Annotated in this window: 18 protein-coding genes; 9 read left to right on the plus strand and 9 right to left on the minus strand. The window is 67.9% G+C overall.

Features of this window, described 5'->3' with window-relative positions; translation table 11 throughout:
• Positions 1–5 precede the first annotated feature (5 nt).
• Positions 6–287, plus strand: coding sequence for an Lrp/AsnC ligand binding domain-containing protein (locus VHD82_RS05875; RefSeq protein WP_325697784.1), 282 nt, complete (start codon positions 6–8; stop codon positions 285–287).
• Positions 288–346: 59 nt separating this feature from the next.
• Here VHD82_RS05875 and VHD82_RS05880 read toward each other — a convergent pair whose 3' ends face one another.
• Genes VHD82_RS05880 through VHD82_RS05895 form a run of 4 tightly spaced genes read right to left on the minus strand, consistent with a single transcriptional unit; the run spans position 347 to position 4,630 of the window.
• Entirely contained in the window at positions 347–2,002 is a 1,656-nt protein-coding gene (locus tag VHD82_RS05880; RefSeq protein ID WP_325697786.1) for a cytochrome bc complex cytochrome b subunit, read from the minus strand.
• Positions 1,999–3,141 carry a ubiquinol-cytochrome c reductase iron-sulfur subunit gene (locus tag VHD82_RS05885; protein ID WP_325697788.1) on the minus strand — a complete coding sequence of 381 codons (1,143 nt, stop codon included), beginning with the start codon at positions 3,139–3,141 and terminating at the stop codon, positions 1,999–2,001. Before VHD82_RS05885 ends, VHD82_RS05880 begins: the two co-directional genes overlap by 4 nt.
• A complete protein-coding gene (locus VHD82_RS05890) occupies positions 3,138–3,956 on the minus strand; it encodes a cytochrome c (RefSeq protein WP_325697790.1) in 819 nt (272 codons plus the stop codon). Before VHD82_RS05890 ends, VHD82_RS05885 begins: the two co-directional genes overlap by 4 nt.
• A gap of 44 nt (positions 3,957–4,000) precedes the next feature.
• Positions 4,001–4,630, minus strand: a complete 630-nt coding sequence (locus tag VHD82_RS05895; RefSeq protein ID WP_325697792.1) for a heme-copper oxidase subunit III — start codon at positions 4,628–4,630, stop codon at positions 4,001–4,003.
• An 84-nt stretch (positions 4,631–4,714) separates the two neighbouring features.
• Here VHD82_RS05895 and VHD82_RS05900 point away from each other — a divergent pair, with 84 nt between their 5' ends.
• The 3 genes from VHD82_RS05900 to trpD are packed head-to-tail and all read left to right on the plus strand — an operon-like array spanning position 4,715 to position 6,634.
• Positions 4,715–5,128 (plus strand): hypothetical protein, encoded by a 414-nt coding sequence (locus tag VHD82_RS05900; RefSeq protein WP_325697794.1) that lies wholly within the window; start codon positions 4,715–4,717, stop codon positions 5,126–5,128.
• 59 nt (positions 5,129–5,187) lie between these two features.
• Entirely contained in the window at positions 5,188–5,598 is a 411-nt protein-coding gene (locus VHD82_RS05905) for a hypothetical protein (protein ID WP_325697796.1), read from the plus strand.
• Positions 5,599–5,605: 7 nt separating this feature from the next.
• Positions 5,606–6,634 carry an anthranilate phosphoribosyltransferase gene (trpD, locus tag VHD82_RS05910; RefSeq protein ID WP_325697798.1) on the plus strand — a complete coding sequence of 343 codons (1,029 nt, stop codon included), beginning with the start codon at positions 5,606–5,608 and terminating at the stop codon, positions 6,632–6,634.
• Positions 6,635–6,698: 64 nt separating this feature from the next.
• Here trpD and VHD82_RS05915 read toward each other — a convergent pair whose 3' ends face one another.
• Complete coding sequence (locus VHD82_RS05915; RefSeq protein ID WP_325697800.1) at positions 6,699–7,121, minus strand: cytochrome c oxidase subunit 4; 423 nt, start codon at positions 7,119–7,121, stop codon at positions 6,699–6,701.
• A gap of 28 nt (positions 7,122–7,149) precedes the next feature.
• A complete protein-coding gene (locus VHD82_RS05920; protein WP_325697802.1) occupies positions 7,150–8,046 on the minus strand; it encodes a cytochrome c oxidase subunit II in 897 nt (298 codons plus the stop codon).
• Positions 8,047–8,192: 146 nt separating this feature from the next.
• Between VHD82_RS05920 and asnB the strand changes: the two genes are divergently transcribed.
• On the plus strand, positions 8,193–10,127 hold the full coding sequence (gene asnB, locus VHD82_RS05925) for an asparagine synthase (glutamine-hydrolyzing) (RefSeq protein WP_325697804.1): 1,935 nt from the start codon (positions 8,193–8,195) through the stop codon (positions 10,125–10,127).
• Positions 10,128–10,177: 50 nt separating this feature from the next.
• Here the strand turns inward: asnB and VHD82_RS05930 are convergent, their stop codons facing one another.
• The gene (locus VHD82_RS05930; RefSeq protein ID WP_325697809.1) at positions 10,178–11,164 is read right to left on the minus strand and encodes a carbohydrate kinase family protein; all 987 of its coding nucleotides are present in this window, start codon (positions 11,162–11,164) and stop codon (positions 10,178–10,180) included.
• Between the two features lie 108 nt (positions 11,165–11,272).
• Here VHD82_RS05930 and VHD82_RS05935 point away from each other — a divergent pair, with 108 nt between their 5' ends.
• Positions 11,273–11,446 carry a hypothetical protein gene (locus tag VHD82_RS05935; protein WP_325697811.1) on the plus strand — a complete coding sequence of 58 codons (174 nt, stop codon included), beginning with the start codon at positions 11,273–11,275 and terminating at the stop codon, positions 11,444–11,446.
• Between the two features lie 104 nt (positions 11,447–11,550).
• On the opposite strand, the gene VHD82_RS05940 is transcribed toward VHD82_RS05935, so the two are convergent.
• Positions 11,551–11,916, minus strand: coding sequence for an iron-sulfur cluster assembly accessory protein (locus VHD82_RS05940; protein ID WP_325697813.1), 366 nt, complete (start codon positions 11,914–11,916; stop codon positions 11,551–11,553).
• A 148-nt stretch (positions 11,917–12,064) separates the two neighbouring features.
• Here VHD82_RS05940 and VHD82_RS05945 point away from each other — a divergent pair, with 148 nt between their 5' ends.
• From VHD82_RS05945 to VHD82_RS05955, 3 genes are read left to right on the plus strand one after another with little or no spacing between them, the layout of a single operon-like run.
• On the plus strand, positions 12,065–12,721 hold the full coding sequence (locus tag VHD82_RS05945; protein WP_325697816.1) for a DUF3043 domain-containing protein: 657 nt from the start codon (positions 12,065–12,067) through the stop codon (positions 12,719–12,721).
• Positions 12,722–13,492 (plus strand): class I SAM-dependent methyltransferase, encoded by a 771-nt coding sequence (locus tag VHD82_RS05950; protein WP_325697818.1) that lies wholly within the window; start codon positions 12,722–12,724, stop codon positions 13,490–13,492. It abuts the gene before it with no gap.
• Positions 13,493–13,527: 35 nt separating this feature from the next.
• The gene (locus VHD82_RS05955) at positions 13,528–14,520 is read left to right on the plus strand and encodes an aldo/keto reductase family protein (protein ID WP_325697820.1); all 993 of its coding nucleotides are present in this window, start codon (positions 13,528–13,530) and stop codon (positions 14,518–14,520) included.
• Here VHD82_RS05955 and VHD82_RS05960 read toward each other — a convergent pair.
• The gene (locus tag VHD82_RS05960; protein ID WP_325698008.1) at positions 14,517–15,194 is read right to left on the minus strand and encodes an IspD/TarI family cytidylyltransferase; all 678 of its coding nucleotides are present in this window, start codon (positions 15,192–15,194) and stop codon (positions 14,517–14,519) included. The genes VHD82_RS05955 and VHD82_RS05960 overlap by 4 nt on opposite strands.
• Between the last annotated feature and the right edge of the window lie 18 nt (positions 15,195–15,212).

The following is a 15,212-nucleotide window of genomic DNA, read 5'->3' on the forward strand; positions in this document are numbered from 1 at the left end:
CTCCAGTGATCACCGCGTTCGTGCTGATTCATGCCGTGGCGGACAGCATTCCCGAGACCGCACAGGCGATCGCGGACATCGAGGGCGTCGCCGAGGTGTACTCGTGCGCCGGCGACGTCGACCTCATCGCCATGGTCAACGTGCGCACGCACGAGGACCTGGCGGACCTGATCCCCGGCAAGATCGGCCGCGTCCCGGGCGTGATCGACACCGACACGCACATCGCTTTCCGGTCCTACTCGACCGCCGACACCGAATCGGCGTTCGCGCTCGGCGCCGAGGACTGACCCGGGACACGAAAACGGCCGCCCTCCCGGTGGGGGGCGGCCGTTTTCGTACTCGCCTTCTAGTGCTCCGCGTGCTGACCGGCGGCGACCTGGTCGGTGGCAGCCACCTCGCCGTTGCCGTGCCCGTTGCCACGGGCGCGGTCCATCGCCTCGACCTCCTCGACCGGGTCCGGCGCCAGCAGCGTGCCGGGCACCGGACGGCCGGCGGCACCGAGCTTGTTCATCTTCTTCGGCACCGGCGCGCCCTGGTACTCCAGCGGGATCGCGTGCCCGTGGCTGTCCACCCCGCCCAGCGGCTGGTGGATCTCGATGAACTCACCATGCGGCAGCCGCTTGATGATGCCCGTCTCGATGCCGTGCTCGAGCACCTCGCGGTCGGCGCGCTGCAGGCCGAGGCAGAACCGGTAGGTCAGGAAGTACGCCAGCGGCGGCACCACCAGCACCCCGATCCGGCCCGCCCACGTGGTCGCGTTCAGCGAGATGTCGAACTGGTCGGCGATGATGTCGTTGAAGCCGGAAGCCTCGATGACCATGAAGAACGCCAGCGCCATCACACCGATGCTGGTTCGCACCGGCACGTCACGCGGCCGCTGCAGCAGGTTGTGGTGCGCGGTGTCCCCGGAAAGTTTTCGCTCGATGAACGGGTATGCCAGCAGCAACCCGATCAGGATCGGCATCCCGACCGCACCGGCGAAGAACACCGCCGGGACCGTGTAGTTGCCGAGGTAGAGCTCCCACGCCGGGAAGATACGCAGCATCCCGTCCGCCCAGGCCATGTACCAGTCGGGCTGGGAACCCGCGGAGACCTGCGACGGGTTGTACGGGCCGATGTTCCAGATCGGGTTGATCTGGAAGATGCCGGCCAGCAACGCGATGATGCCGGTGACCATCGCGAAGAACGCGCCGCCCTTGAGGGCGAACACCGGCATGATGCGGATGCCGACGACGTTCGTCTCCTTGCGGCGCACGCCGGGGAACTGCGTGTGCTTCTGGTACCACACCAGCGCCAGGTGGGCGCCGACCAGCGCCAGCATGATCCCGGGCAGCAGCAGGATGTGGATCGTGTACAGCCTGGGGATGATCTGGTTGCCGGGGAACTCCCCGCCGAACAGCGCCCAGTGCAGCCAGGTGCCCATGATCGGCACCGAGAGCACGATGCCGGACAGGGTGGCGCGGATACCGGTGCCCGAGAGCAGGTCGTCCGGCAGCGAGTAGCCGAAGAAGCCCTCGAACATGCCCAGCACCAGCAGCAGCACACCGATGAGCCAGTTGGCCTCACGCGGCCGGCGGAACGCTCCGGTGAAGAAGATCCGGAACATGTGCACCATCATCGCCGCGACGAAGACGAGCGCGGCCCAGTGGTGCAGCTGCCGGACGAACAGGCCACCGCGGACGTCGAACGAGATGTCCAGCGTGGTGGCGAACGCCCGGGACATCTCCACGCCCTGGAGGTTGTGGAAGCTCCCGTTGTAGGTGACCTCGGCCATCGACGGGTCGAAGAACAACGTGAGGTACACACCGGAGAGGATCAGGATGATGAAGCTGTAGAGCGCGATCTCGCCGAGCAGGAACGACCAGTGCGTCGGGAAGACCTTGTTCATCTGGTGCCGCAGGCCCTTGGCCAGGTGGTACCGCTGATCCGCGTTCTCGGCGGCCTCGTTGACCTGCCGCTGGATCGGGCTGGACCCCTTTGTCGGCGTGGTGAGTGAACTCATGACTTGCGCTCCCAAAAGGCCGGGCCCACGGGTTCGATGAAGTCGCCCCGCGCGACCAGGTACCCCTCTTCGTTCACGGTAATGGGCAACTGGGCCAGAGCGCGAGTCGCCGGACCGAAAATCGGCTTGGCGTAGTGCAGTGCGTCGAACTGCGACTGGTGGCACGGGCAGAGGATCCGGTTGGTCCGCTGCTCGTACAGCGAGGTCGGGCAGCCCACGTGGCTGCAGACCTTCGTGTAGGCGTAGTACTCGCCGAAGTTGAAGTCCTCCTGGCCCGCACGCTTGACCACGCGGCTGGCGTCCTCGGGACGCAGGCGGATCAGCATGACCGGCGCGTCGGAGCGCATGAACACCGCGGAGAGCGCTTCTTCGTTGTCACGGTCGGACTCGCGGAACGGGAACACCGTCTCCATGGCGCCCGCGTCGAGGTCCTCGGGCCGGACCAGCCGGATCTCGCTGGACTTGCCGGTGTTGCGCCGCATGTAGACGACTTCGCCCTCGTGCTGCGGCTGCCAGGCGGTGTGCCACAGCGAGTCCGGGCCGTTGGAGTCCTTCCACGGGTCCTTGATGAAGGACGCCACCGGGAGGCCGACCAGTCCGAGACCGAGCGCGCCGCCCGCGAAGCCCATGCTCCGCTTGACCAGCGAACGACGGCCGATGGTGCTGCGCACGCCGGCGTCCTCGAGGTGGGCGACGATGGTCTTGCGGTCGATCTCCGCCGAGCCCTTGCCCTCGTTGTCGCTGCGCTGCTGCACCGCGATCTCGTGCGGGACGAACTTGCGGGTGTAGAGCACCACGCCGATCCCGAGCGACAGGATCGTGATGCCCAGCGTCACGCCCAGCACCGGGGTGTAGAGCGAGTACAGGAACGTGCCGTCCTGGTTCGGTGCCTTGTACTGCCACGGCCACCAGATCAGCCCGACCACGAACGCCAGTCCGGCGATACCGGCGATGGCGAACCACAGCGCCACGATCCGCTCGGCGCGCTTCTCCGCGCGCGTGCCCTTGACCGGCCACGGTTCCGGGTAGTCGACGATCTCGACGCCGTCGAGCTTGCCGCCCAGCTTGACCAGCTGGTCACGGTCCATCTCGGCCAGCTCCGCGTCCGAAGGCAGGTCCTGCTGCCCCTCGTTACTCATGCCCTCGATCCAATCCACAGGGTCACGCCGATCAGTGCCCCGATACCGACGATCCACGCGATGACGCCTTCCGACGCCGGACCGAACCCGCCCAGCGCGTCACCACCCGGGTTGTTGTTGGTGCCCGACACCGACTTGACGTACGCGATGATGTCCTTCTTCTCGTCCGGCGTGAGCTGCCGGTCGGAGAACTTCGGCATGTTCTGCGGGCCGGTCAGCATCGCGGTGTAGATCTGGTCCTCGCTGGCCGGGTCCAGATCGGGCGCGAACTTGCCGGCCGAAAGCGCACCGCCGCGGCCGGTGAAGTTGTGGCAGGACGCGCAGTTGAGCCGGAACAGCTCACCGCCGCGCGCGGGGTCCGAGCCCTGCAGCGCCGCACCGGTCTCGGCGGGCCGCTCGGGGCCACCACCGTTGGCCTGGATGTACGCGCCGACCGCGTCGATCTCCTCGGGAGTCAGCAGCGGCGGCTTGCGCTCGGCCTGCGCCTCCTGGCGGACCATCGGCATCCGGCCGGAGGAAGTCTGGAAGTACACCGCGGCGTCGCCGACACCGATCAGGCTGGGCCCGCGGTCCTGCACGCCCTGCAGGTTGGCGCCGTGGCAGGTGATGCAGGTGTTGTTGTAGACCTGCTGACCGAGGCGCACCTGCGCCGGGTCCCCCTGCGCCTGCGCGGTCTGTGCCTTCGGCACGAAGACCGCGTACACGGCGCCGGCACCGATCAGCGCGACGCCCAGCGCCAGCAGGCCGGCGATCCGCCTGCGCAGCTTGGTGCGCGCCCCGAAGCGGCGCTTGGAGGATTTCTTCGTGGTGGTCATCTTGCGGCAACCCTTGCTGTTCGGAGTTCCGGGGGCTTACGCGGTCAGGGCAGAATCTCGATGACCGCGAACAGGCCGATCCAGACGATATCGACGAAGTGCCAGTAGTAGGACACGACGATCGCCGAGGTGGCCTGCGCGGGCGTGAACTTGCTCAGCTTGGTGCGGATGAGCAGGAACACGAACGCGACGAGCCCGCCGAGCACGTGCAGTCCGTGGAACCCGGTCGCGATGAAGAAGATCGAACCCCAGGCACTGGACGGGATGGTCACGCCCTCGTTGATCAGGCTGATGTACTCGCCCACCTGGCCGCCGATGAAGATCGCGCCCATGATGAGCGTGACGACGTACCACCGGCGCAGCCCGTAGACGTCCCCCTTCTCCGCCGCGAACACCCCGAGCTGGCAGGTGAACGAGGACGCCACCAGGATGATGGTGAAGGGCAGCGAGTACGGGATGTCCAGGTGGATCGGCTCGCCGGTGGCCGGGTTGATCGGCGGCCAGACGCCACTGGAGTTCTGCGCCTTGACAGTGAAGAACATCGCGAACAGCCCGGCGAAGAACATGAGCTCGCTGGAGAGCCACACGATTGTGCCGACGCTGACCATGTTCGGCCGGTTCAGCGAGTGCACCCGCTGGCTGATGTTGGGAGCTGCCGTTGTCACGAGTCGCATTATGTCCTCCGGCGAAAGGACCTGCCCGGCAGGGTCGCCCCGTGAGTTGGTCACATCGACGAATGCAGAGGGTGAGAGACAGCGGTGAGTTTGCTCGATCGGCTTCGTGACCTGGTCAGACGCGACGCGGAGCCCGAATTGTCCCTGGACGCGCCGGGACTGGTGGTGGTGGCCGAAGCCTTCGACATCGCGGAGGCGGATTCGGCAGTGCTGGCGAGATCACACCTTTGGGCCGCCGGGAAACCCGCGGTGCTGCGCCATCATCTGACGCTCCCGTCGGCGCGGATCGCCGAGGCGGCAGGGATTCTGGCGCAGGACGGGTGGGAATTGCGCACGGTGTCCCAATCCGGGGGCACGGCCACCCTGCATGCCTTACGTGTCCAGGTGCTCGACGCGTTGCACTGCGCGCAGGAGCGTTCGCGGATGGCCGGGCTCGCGCAGCGGCTCGGCGGGGATTCCCTCGGCTGGGACGCGTTGCAACCGACTGGCTCTGGGTGAGCAGTCCGGTTACGGCTAGCATCGGACCATCAGTACAGCGACGAAGCCGGAGGCTTGACGTGACCGAGCAGCCGATGAGGATCCTGGTGTTCAGCCACCGGGCGGAAGTCCGCGAGTCGATCGTGAACGCGATCGGCCGCAGGCCCGCCACGGACCTCGGACGGGTGGAGTACGTCGAGGCCGCGGGCGTGGCCGACGTGCTGTCCGAGATGGACGCCGGAAATCTCGATCTGGCGATCCTCGACGGCGAAGCACAGCCCACCGGCGGGATCGGGTTGTGCCGTCAGCTCAAGAACGAGATCGACGACTGCCCGCCGATCGTGATCGCGGTGCGGCGCAAGGACGATCGCTGGCTGGCCACCTGGTCGCAGGCCGACGCCGTCCTGGTGCACCCGCTCGACCCGCTGACCGCGGCGGAGACCGTCGCGGACGTGCTGCGGGGCCAGCGGGTCCCGGCAGTGCGCGCGTGATGTCCGGATGAGCGATCAGAAGACCTGGCCGGCGCTGCTCAACCAGCTCATCGACGGCACGGATCTGACCGAGTCCGACACGGCGTGGGCGATGGACCAGGTGATGTCCGGCGCGGCCACCCCGGCGCAGATGGGCGGGTTCGTGATCGGCCTGCGCGCCAAGGGCGAGACGCCTGCCGAGATCGCCGGGATGGCCGACTCGATGCTCGCGCACGCCCACCGCGTGCGGGTCGAGGGCAAGGCCGTCGACATCGTCGGCACCGGCGGTGACCGGTCCGGTTCGGTGAACATCTCGACGATGGCCTCGCTCGTCGTGGCGGGCGCCGGGGTGCCGGTGGTCAAGCACGGCAACCGGGCGGCCTCGTCGAAGTCCGGTGCCGCCGACGTACTGGAGGCGCTCGGCGTCGCGATCGACCTGCCGCCGGACGGCGTCGAACGCTGCCTTGCCGAACTGGGCATCGGGTTCTGCTTCGCGGCGGTGTTCCACCCGTCGTTCCGGCACGCCGGCCCGGTGCGCAGCCAGCTGGGCGTGCCGACCACGTTCAACCTCCTCGGCCCGCTGACCAACCCCGCGCAGCCCTCGGCCGGGCTGATCGGCTGCGCGTACCCGGACAAGGCACCCGTGATGGCCGGAGTTTTCGCGCGCCGCGGCACTTCCGCGCTCGTGGTCCGCGGCGACGACGGGCTCGACGAGATCACCACCACGACCACCACCACGGTGTGGGTGGTGCGTGACGGCGAGGTCTTCGAGGACCACCTCGACCCGGCCGCACTGGGCATTCCCCGTGCCACGGCGGAAGATCTGCGCGGCGGTGACGCCGAGGTCAACGCCGAAGTGGTGCGGGAACTGGTGGCAGGCAAGACCGGGCCGGTGCGTGACGCGGTGCTGATCAACGCCGCCGGCGCGCTGGCCGCGCACCGGGGGTTCTCGGGTTCGCTCACCGACGATCTGCGGGCGGGGCTGGACAAGGCCGCCAAGGCGATCGACTCCGGTGCCGCCGCCGAGCTGCTGACCCGCTGGTCAGCCTTCCGCTGACCCTCGAGCCAACGTAAGAAGGCCCCCGCCGGTCCGGCGGGGGCCTTCTTACGTTGGCTCTACGTCACTCGTGCTCGTCGGGGCCGGTGTGGTACTCGAACACCAGGCCGCCGACGGCAAGCAGGATCAGTACCCCGCCGATCACGACCATCCAGACGTGGAAGAACGCCAGGGAGAGTCCGGTGAACGCGGCGGCGCCGGCCAGTCCGATCGGCCAGTAGCTGCCCGGGCTGAAGAACCCGAGCTCGCCCGCGCCGTCGCTGATCTCGGCGTCCTCACGGTCCTCGGGGCGGGAGTCGATGCGGCGCGAGATGAACCGCATGTAGCTGCCCGCGATCAGCGCCAGGCCGCCGGTCAGGATCAGCGCGACCAGTCCGACCGGCTCGACGCCGTACCCGCTCCAGTAGTACGTCGTCACGCCATAGACGATCGCGATGAAGAAGGCGAACACCGTGACGATGTCGAAAATCCGAGCTTCGACCTTCATGAAGCTGTCCTCACTCCTGTTCCAACGCTCAGCGCGCGGTGCGGTCGGTGTTGAACGGCTGCGTGGTCACCGCGTGCGGGGTGCACAGCTCTCCGCAGTTCATCGCGCTCAGCGCCTCGGACGCCGTGTTCGGCAGCCCGGTGGCCGGGTTGACCTGCGTCCGCAACTGAATGTACTGCGTGTACAGGTTGTCCGGCAGGGCGCGGACCTCGAAGTTCATCATCGAGTGGTAGGTGCCGCACAGCTCGGCGCAGCGGCCGACGAACGAACCGGACTTGTCGATCGTGTTCTGGAACGAGGAGTCCTGATTGTTCTTCTCCGGGTACGGGAACACGTCGCGCTTGAAGTGGAACTCCGGCACCCAGAAGGAATGGATGACGTCGGTCGAGCGCAGGTTGTACTGGATGGTCTTGCCCGTTGGCACCACCAGCAGCGGGATCTCCGTCGAGCTGCCGACGGTACGGATCATCTGGCCCGTCGCGTCCTTGGCCTCGTTGGGGTAGTCGAACTCCCAGTTCCACTGGAACGCGGTGACGTTGATCGTGACGTCCGGATCGTCGACCTTGTCCAGGACCTGGTTCTCGGTGGTCGCGGTGAAGAAGAACAACACGCAGACCATGACCAGCGGCACGATGACGCAGAACAGCTCGAGCGGCACGTTGTACTGGAACTGGCGGGGCAGATCCGTGGGATCCGCGTTCTTCTTCTTGCGGTGGAATGCCGAGGCCCAGAAGATGAGTCCCCACACGATGACACCGACGACCAGCGCGGCGATGACGGACCAGGTCCACAGCCAGCGCATCTTGTCGGCCTGTTCGGTGACACCGACCGGCCAGCCGAAGCGCAGCACCTCGTCCCCGGAACACCCGGTCGCGAACAGAGCGACCAGCCCGGCCAGCGCGGCGACCTTACCGACCCTCTTCAACCCCGGCCTCCTCGAATTCTGGCGTGACAGCGGGAGCCTAGCTGAGTTCCGTGGTCCCGCTGAGCAAGGGGTAACCGTTCGTGGCGGGGCCACCCGGCATACTGGCCCTCACTATCCGGTCACGACCTAGAGGTGTGTGAGTACACGTGTGCGGCCTGCTCGGACTGGTCTGTCCCACTGAGAACGGCGCGGCGAACGCCCGTGCTTCGGTCGGTGCGGCGCTGCGCTGCCAGCGTCATCGCGGCCCCGACGAGACCGACACCTGGGCCGATGCCGAAGTCGTGTACGGGTTCAACCGGCTGGCGTTCATCGACGTGGAGCACGCGCACCAGCCGCTGGTCTGGGGCCCGCCGGAGTCTCCGCACCGCTACACGCTGAACTTCAATGGTGAGATCTACAACTATCTCGAGCTGCGCGAACAGCTGATCGAAGAACACGATGCGAAGTTCGCCACAGAAGGCGACGGCGAGGCGATCGTCGCCGCTTTCCACTACTGGGGCCCCGAAGCCGTCGCCCGCCTGCGCGGCATGTTCGCGTTCCTGCTGTGGGACGCGGACGAGAAGGTGCTCCGGGGCGCGCGGGATCCCTTCGGTATCAAGCCCTTGTTCTATTCCTCGGGCCCGAACGGCGTCGCGTTCTCCAGTGAGAAGAAGAGCCTGCTGGAACTGTCCGGGGTGCTCGGTCTCGAAGAGGAACTGGACACCACGGCGCTGCAGCACTACCTGACCCTGCAGTACGTGCCGGAGCCGGAAACCCTGCACACCGGCATCCGCCGGATCGAGTCGGGCACGTCGTTCACGGTGACCCCGGGCGGCGAGCCGAAGATCGAGCGGTACTTCTTCCCGCGCTTCAACGCGCAGCCGGTGCACACCGAGGCCGAGGCGAAGGCGCTGCACGGGCGGATCGCCGACGTGATGCGCGATTCGGTGGCCAAGCACATGATCGCCGACCCGGACATCACCGTCGGCGCGTTCCTCTCCGGCGGCATCGACTCCACCGCGATCGCCGCGCTGGCCAAGGAACACAACCCGAACCTGATCGCGTTCACCACCGGTTTCGAGCGCGAGGGCTACTCCGAGGTGGACGTCGCGGCCGAATCCGCGGCGGCGATCGGGGTGAAGCACGTGATCCGCACGGTGTCCGCGGACGAGATGATGGACGTGCTGCCGCTCATCGTCTGGTACCTCGACGACCCGGTGGCCGACCCGGCGCTGGTGCCGTTGTGGTTCATCGCGCGCGAGGCCCGCAAGCACGTGAAGGCGGTGCTTTCGGGCGAGGGCTCGGATGAGCTGTTCGGCGGCTACACCATCTACAACGAGCCGATTTCCTTGGCACCGTTCGAAAAGGTGCCCGGGAGTGTGCGCAAGCTGCTCGGCAAGGTCTCCGGGCGGATCCCCGAGGGCACGCGCGGCAAGGACCTGCTTCGCCGCGGTTCGCTCTCGCTGGAGGAGCGCTACTACGGCAACGCCCGGATCTTCCGCGACGACCAGCTGCGCGGAGTGCTGCGGACGTTCACCGAAGGCGTGGGGCACAAGGACGTCACCGCCGAGCACTACCGGACTTCGGCGGGCTGGGACCCGGTGGCCCGGATGCAGCACGTGGACCTGTTCACCTGGCTGCGCGGGGACATCCTGGTCAAGGCGGACAAGATGACCATGGCGAACTCGCTGGAACTGCGGGTGCCGTTCCTCGACGCCGAGGTGTTCAAGGTCGCCGCCGGCATCCCGCTGGACCAGAAGGTGACGAAGGAGACGACCAAGTACGCGCTGCGCCGCGCGCTGGACGGGATCGTGCCGGCGCACGTGCTCAACCGGCGCAAGCTCGGTTTCCCGGTGCCGATCCGGATCTGGCTGCGCGACGAGATGTACGACTGGGCGCGCGGGATCGTCAACGACTCGCGCACCGACCAGCTGATCGACAAGCCGGCCGTGCTGCGGCTGCTGGAGGAGCACAAGGCGGGCACGCTGGACCACAGCCGCCGGATCTGGGCGCTGCTGGTGTTCATGCTCTGGCACGGCATCTTCGTCGAGCACCGGATCAAGCCGGAGATCCCCGAGCCGGTCTACCCGGTGCGGATCTGACCCGCGCATGAAGAAGGCCCCCTGCCGCGGCAGGGGGCCTTCCTTTTTGCTCAGGCGCCCAGGACCGGGGCGATCTCGACGGCCGCGTCATTTCCGTAGGCGTCGGCGATGCGCTTGAGCCCGGCGGGGCGGTCCAGGGTCCACTCCTGGGTGCCGACGGTTTCCAGTACCAGCACCGCGATCAGCGAACCCAGCTGCGCGGCCCGCTCCAGCGACAGGCCACGGTCCAGGCCGGCGAGGAAGCCGGCGCGGAACCCGTCGCCGACGCCGGTCGGGTCGGCCTTCGAGGTCTCCGGAATGGCGCTGACCTTGAACGAGCCCTCCGGGGCGACGATCTCCACGCCGTCCGCGCCGAGCGTGGTGACCCGGATGCCGACGTGGTCGAGCACTTCGGACTCGCTCCAGCCGGTCTTCTGGCGCAGCAGTTCCCACTCGTAGTCGTTGGTGAACAGGTACTTCGCGCCGGTGACGAAGGCACGCGCCTGCTCACCGTCCATCCGCGCGAGCTGCTGCGACGGGTCGACGGCGAACTCGTAGCCGCGCTGCCTGCACTCCGCGGCGTGCCGCAGCATGCCCTCCGGGTCGTCCGGGCTGATCAGCACGAGGCCGAGGCCGCCGTGCTTCTCCGCGATCGGCTCGATCTCGATGTTGCGGGCCTCGGCCATGGCACCCGCGTAGAACGTGGCGATCTGGCACAGGTCCTCGTCGGTGGTGCACACGAAGCGTGCGGTGTGCGCGACCTCGGAGACCAGCACGCCCGAGGTGTCCACGCCGTGCCGCTCCAGCCACGAGCGGTAGTCGGCGAAGTCCTGCCCCACCGCGCCGACGAGGATCGGCTTGACGCCGAGCACGCCGAGGCCGAAGGCCACGTTCGCGCCGATGCCGCCGCGGCGGACGACGAGGTCGTCCGCGAGGAAACTCAGGGAGACGCGGTGCAGCTGCTCGGCGATGAGCTGCTCGGCGAATCTGCCGGGGAAGTGCATCAGGTGGTCGGTCGCGATACTGCCGGAGACTGCGATCCGGGCGTTGGCTGTCACCAGTTCTCCCTGTCCTGTCGCCCATCAGAGGTATTTGACTGCCACTGGACGACACTACCGTCTGGTAAGGGTGTCGCGTCCCGGCCGAGACCGCTTAGCGTCGGTCCCGTGGAAACCACGACAGAGCCGGAAAACCTGGCCGAGCTGATCAACGACTGCGCCGACATCCCGGCGGACCTGCGGGTTCGCCCTGCGACGACGCCACGGCCCCCCGCCCCGCGGGACTGGACGGTGAACGAGAAGTGCCACGCACAGGTCGCCGGCCTGGAGGACTACGCCTGAACACAGGAAAAACGGGCGCCGGTCTCACTGAGACCGGCGCCCGTTTTTCTGCTTGGGTCAGTGCAATGGCGCAGTTCCGCAGGCGGGCGCCGATGCACTGCAGGTCAGTGGAAGGAATCTCCACAGGCGCAGGAACCGGTGGCGTTCGGGTTGTCGATCGTGAAGCCCTGCTTCTCGATCGAGTCCACGAAGTCGATCACCGCGTCCTGGACGTACGGGGCGCTCATCCTGTCGACGGCCACGCGCAGCCCGTCGAAGTCGCGGAACAGGTCGCCGTCGAGCTCGCGCTCGTCGAAGAACAGCTGGTAGCGCAGACCCGCGCAGCCACCGGGCTGGACGGCGATGCGCAGGTGCATGTCGTCACGGCCCTCCTGCTCCAGCAAGGCCTTGGCCTTCGCGGCGGCCGTCTCGGTCAAGGTCACGCCGTGCGTGACCTCGGTCTGTGGGGCGCCGGTGTCAGCGGTCGTCATGGCTCTCCCTCAGGTGTTGCTGTGGCGGGTACGGATGCCTCCTACAACAGGCCAACATCGTGGTCATCCGTTCTGTTCCCGGCTTTCATCGTCGCACATGTTCCGACCGGCTGAACACCAACGGGGCAGTCTGGAATATCCTGGCCCGGTGAGGTTCCTGCGCCGTAGTGGCACTGCCACCGAAGACACCCCGGACAACGATGCCGCCGAGGTGGCCGAAAGCGTCGAATCTCACACTCGCGGGGTCACACCCGCGAAGGGACGGGCCACCCCGAAGCGCCGCGAGGCCGAGGGCAAGCGCCGCGGCCCGGTCGCGCCTCCCCCGCGCACCACGCGCGAGGCGATGAGGCGCAACAAGGAGCTTCGCAAGGCGAACCCGAAGAGCAAAGAGGAGCGGCGCTCCGCCGCGAAGGAACGCCAGGCCAGGATGGCCGCCGGCGACGACCGCTACCTGCTGGCGCGGGACAAGGGCCCGGTCAAGGCGTATGTGCGCGACGTGGTCGACTCGCGGCGCAACCTGCTCGGGTTGTTCATGCCGCTGGCGGTGCTGGTGTTCGTGGCGCTGCTGGTGCCGTACCCGAGGATCCAGCAGTACGCGACGCTGCTGTGCACGCTGATGCTGCTGGCGATGGTCGTCGAGGGCTTCCTGTCCGGGCGGCGGATAGCGAAGCTGGCGCGGGAGAAATTCCCGAAGGAGACCGTCAACGGCCGGTCCATCGGCTGGTACGCGTTCGTCCGGGCGAGCCAGATCCGCAAGCTGCGGATGCCCAAGCCGCGCGTGAAGCCGGGCGACGCCGTCAGCTGAGTGGCGCCGGACCGGGAGCGGTTGCGCGCCACCTTCACCGAGGACGCGGAGCTGTACGACCGCGCGCGGCCTGGTTACCCGGCGGAGCTGTTCGCTGATCTGGAGTCCGTGCTCGGGCGCCGGGTGCTGGAAATCGGTTGCGGCACCGGGCAGTTGACCTTGCCGCTCGCGCGGGCAGGCCATGCGATCACCGCGGTCGAACTGGGCGCGGAGATGGCCGCGATCGCACGCCGCAAGCTCGTGGAGTTCCCGGATGTCGAGGTCGTGGTCTCGGCCTTCGAGGATCTGCCGCTGCCCCAGCCGCGCGTCGACTCGGTGGTCGCCGCGACCTCCTTCCACTGGATCGACCCCGCGATCCGGATGACCAAGGCGGCCGACGTCCTGAAGCCCGGTGGCGTCCTCGCGGTGATCTCGACACACCACATCGCGGGCGGTTCGACCGAGTTCTTCGCCACAGCCCAGCAGTGCTACGACCGCTTCGATCCCGACACCCCGCCGAATCTGCGGCTGGGAACCTCGGCGGAAATCCCGTTCGACGACAAGGAATTCACCGACTCCGACCGGTTCGGACCCGTCCATTTCGCCCGCTATGAATGGGAAAAGTCGTATTCGGGCCGGGAGTATCAGGACCTGCTCGCCACGTACTCGAACCACCGGGCCCTCCCGCCGGACGCCAGGGCCGGCCTGTTCCGGTGTCTGACCCGGCTGATCGGCGACGAACGGATCACCAAGCGCCACCTCACCCAGCTCGCCTGGAGCCGCTCCAGGTAGTTAGCTAGGCGAAACGTCTGGGCTAGGGTGGCGATATGGAATTTCGCCGTCTTGGCCGTAGTGGCCTCTCCGTGAGTGAGATCTCCTACGGGAACTGGCTCACCCACGGTTCGCAGATCGAGGAGGAGCAGGCGCAGGCCTGCATCAAGGCCGCGCTCGACGCTGGGATCACGACCTTCGACACCGCCGACGTCTACGCGAACACCGCCGCCGAGTCCGTGCTCGGGCGCGGGCTCGCCGGGCAGCGGCGAGAAAGCCTGGAGATCGCGACGAAGGTCTTCTGGCCGACCGGCCCCAAGGGCCCCAACGACCAGGGCCTCAGCCGCAAGCACATCCTCGAGTCCTGCAACGCGTCGCTTCAGCGTCTGCAGACCGACCACATCGACCTCTACCAGGCGCACCGGTTCGACAACTCGGTCCCGCTGGAGGAGACGTTCAGCGCCTTCGCCGACCTGGTCCGCCAGGGCAAGGTGCTCTACGTCGGGGTCTCGGAGTGGTCGGCCGAGGAGATCACCCGTGGCGCCGCGCTCGCCCGCGAGCTCCGTGTTCCGCTGATCTCCAACCAGCCGCAGTACAACATGCTGTGGCGGGTCATCGAGTCGCAGGTCGTGCCCGCTTCCGAGCGCGAAGGGCTCAGCCAGATCGTCTGGTCCCCGATCGCGCAGGGTGTGCTCACCGGAAAGTACAAGCCCGGCCAGCCGCCGCCGGCGGGTTCGCGTGCCACCGACGAGAACGGCGGCGCCCGCACCGTGACGCGGTTCCTGCGGGACGAGGTCCTGGAGCGGGTGGCGAAGCTGGAACCGCTGGCCGCACAGGCCGGGTTGTCGCTTCCGCAACTGGCCGTCGCGTGGGTGCTGCAGAACCCGAACATCGCCTCGGCGATCATCGGCGCTTCGCGGCCGGAGCAGGTCCACGAGAACGTCAAGGCCGCCGGTGTGAAGCTCGACGCCGACCTGCTGAAGGCGATCGACGAAGTGCTCGAAGGCGTGGTCGTCGACGACCCCCGCGAGACCCGCAGCCCCGCCTAGCGGAGCATCTGTTCGGCGACGACCAGGTCGTGCGCGTAGGTGACCTTGAAGTTCTGCTCTTCGCCGGGGACCCAGTGCACCGGCAGCGACGAGTAGCGCTCCATGACCGAAGCGGTGTCCGTGCCGTCGAAACCTTCGCGCGCGGCCTGTTCGTAGGCCGACAACAGGGGCGCCGCCCGGAATCCCTGCGGGGTCTGGGCGCGCACCATCGTGCCGGTCACGCGCCCGCCGTCGGCCGTGACGATGTCGTCCGCGGCCAGGCCCGGCATCGCGCCGCCGTGCTCGCGAGCCGTGCACAGGACCTCGCCGATGAGCTTCGTACTCACCAGCGGGCGCGCCCCGTCGTGCAGCAACACCGTGTCGATCTCGCCGCGCTCGATCCGCGCCGCGAGATGCCGCAACGCGCGCAATTCCGACTCCTGCCGCGTCGCGCCGCCGTGCACGACCTCAAGCCCCGGGATCCGCACGCTCTCCACGAGTTCGGCGTCCTGCGGGCGCGTCACCAGCAGGATCACCCCCACCTCCGGCACCGAGGCGAACGCCTCGAGCGACCACGACACCACCCGCCGCCCCGCGAGCGGCAGGTACACCTTGTTGAGGTTCGCGCCGACCCGGGTACCGGCGCCGCTCGCCAGCACCACTCCGGCCGCCTGAGGTTCCGTCACAACGGAAATCCTAGGGCGCTAGGTTGA

The organism is Amycolatopsis sp. (genome assembly GCF_035546795.1).
Lineage (GTDB): Bacteria > Actinomycetota > Actinomycetes > Mycobacteriales > Pseudonocardiaceae > Amycolatopsis_E.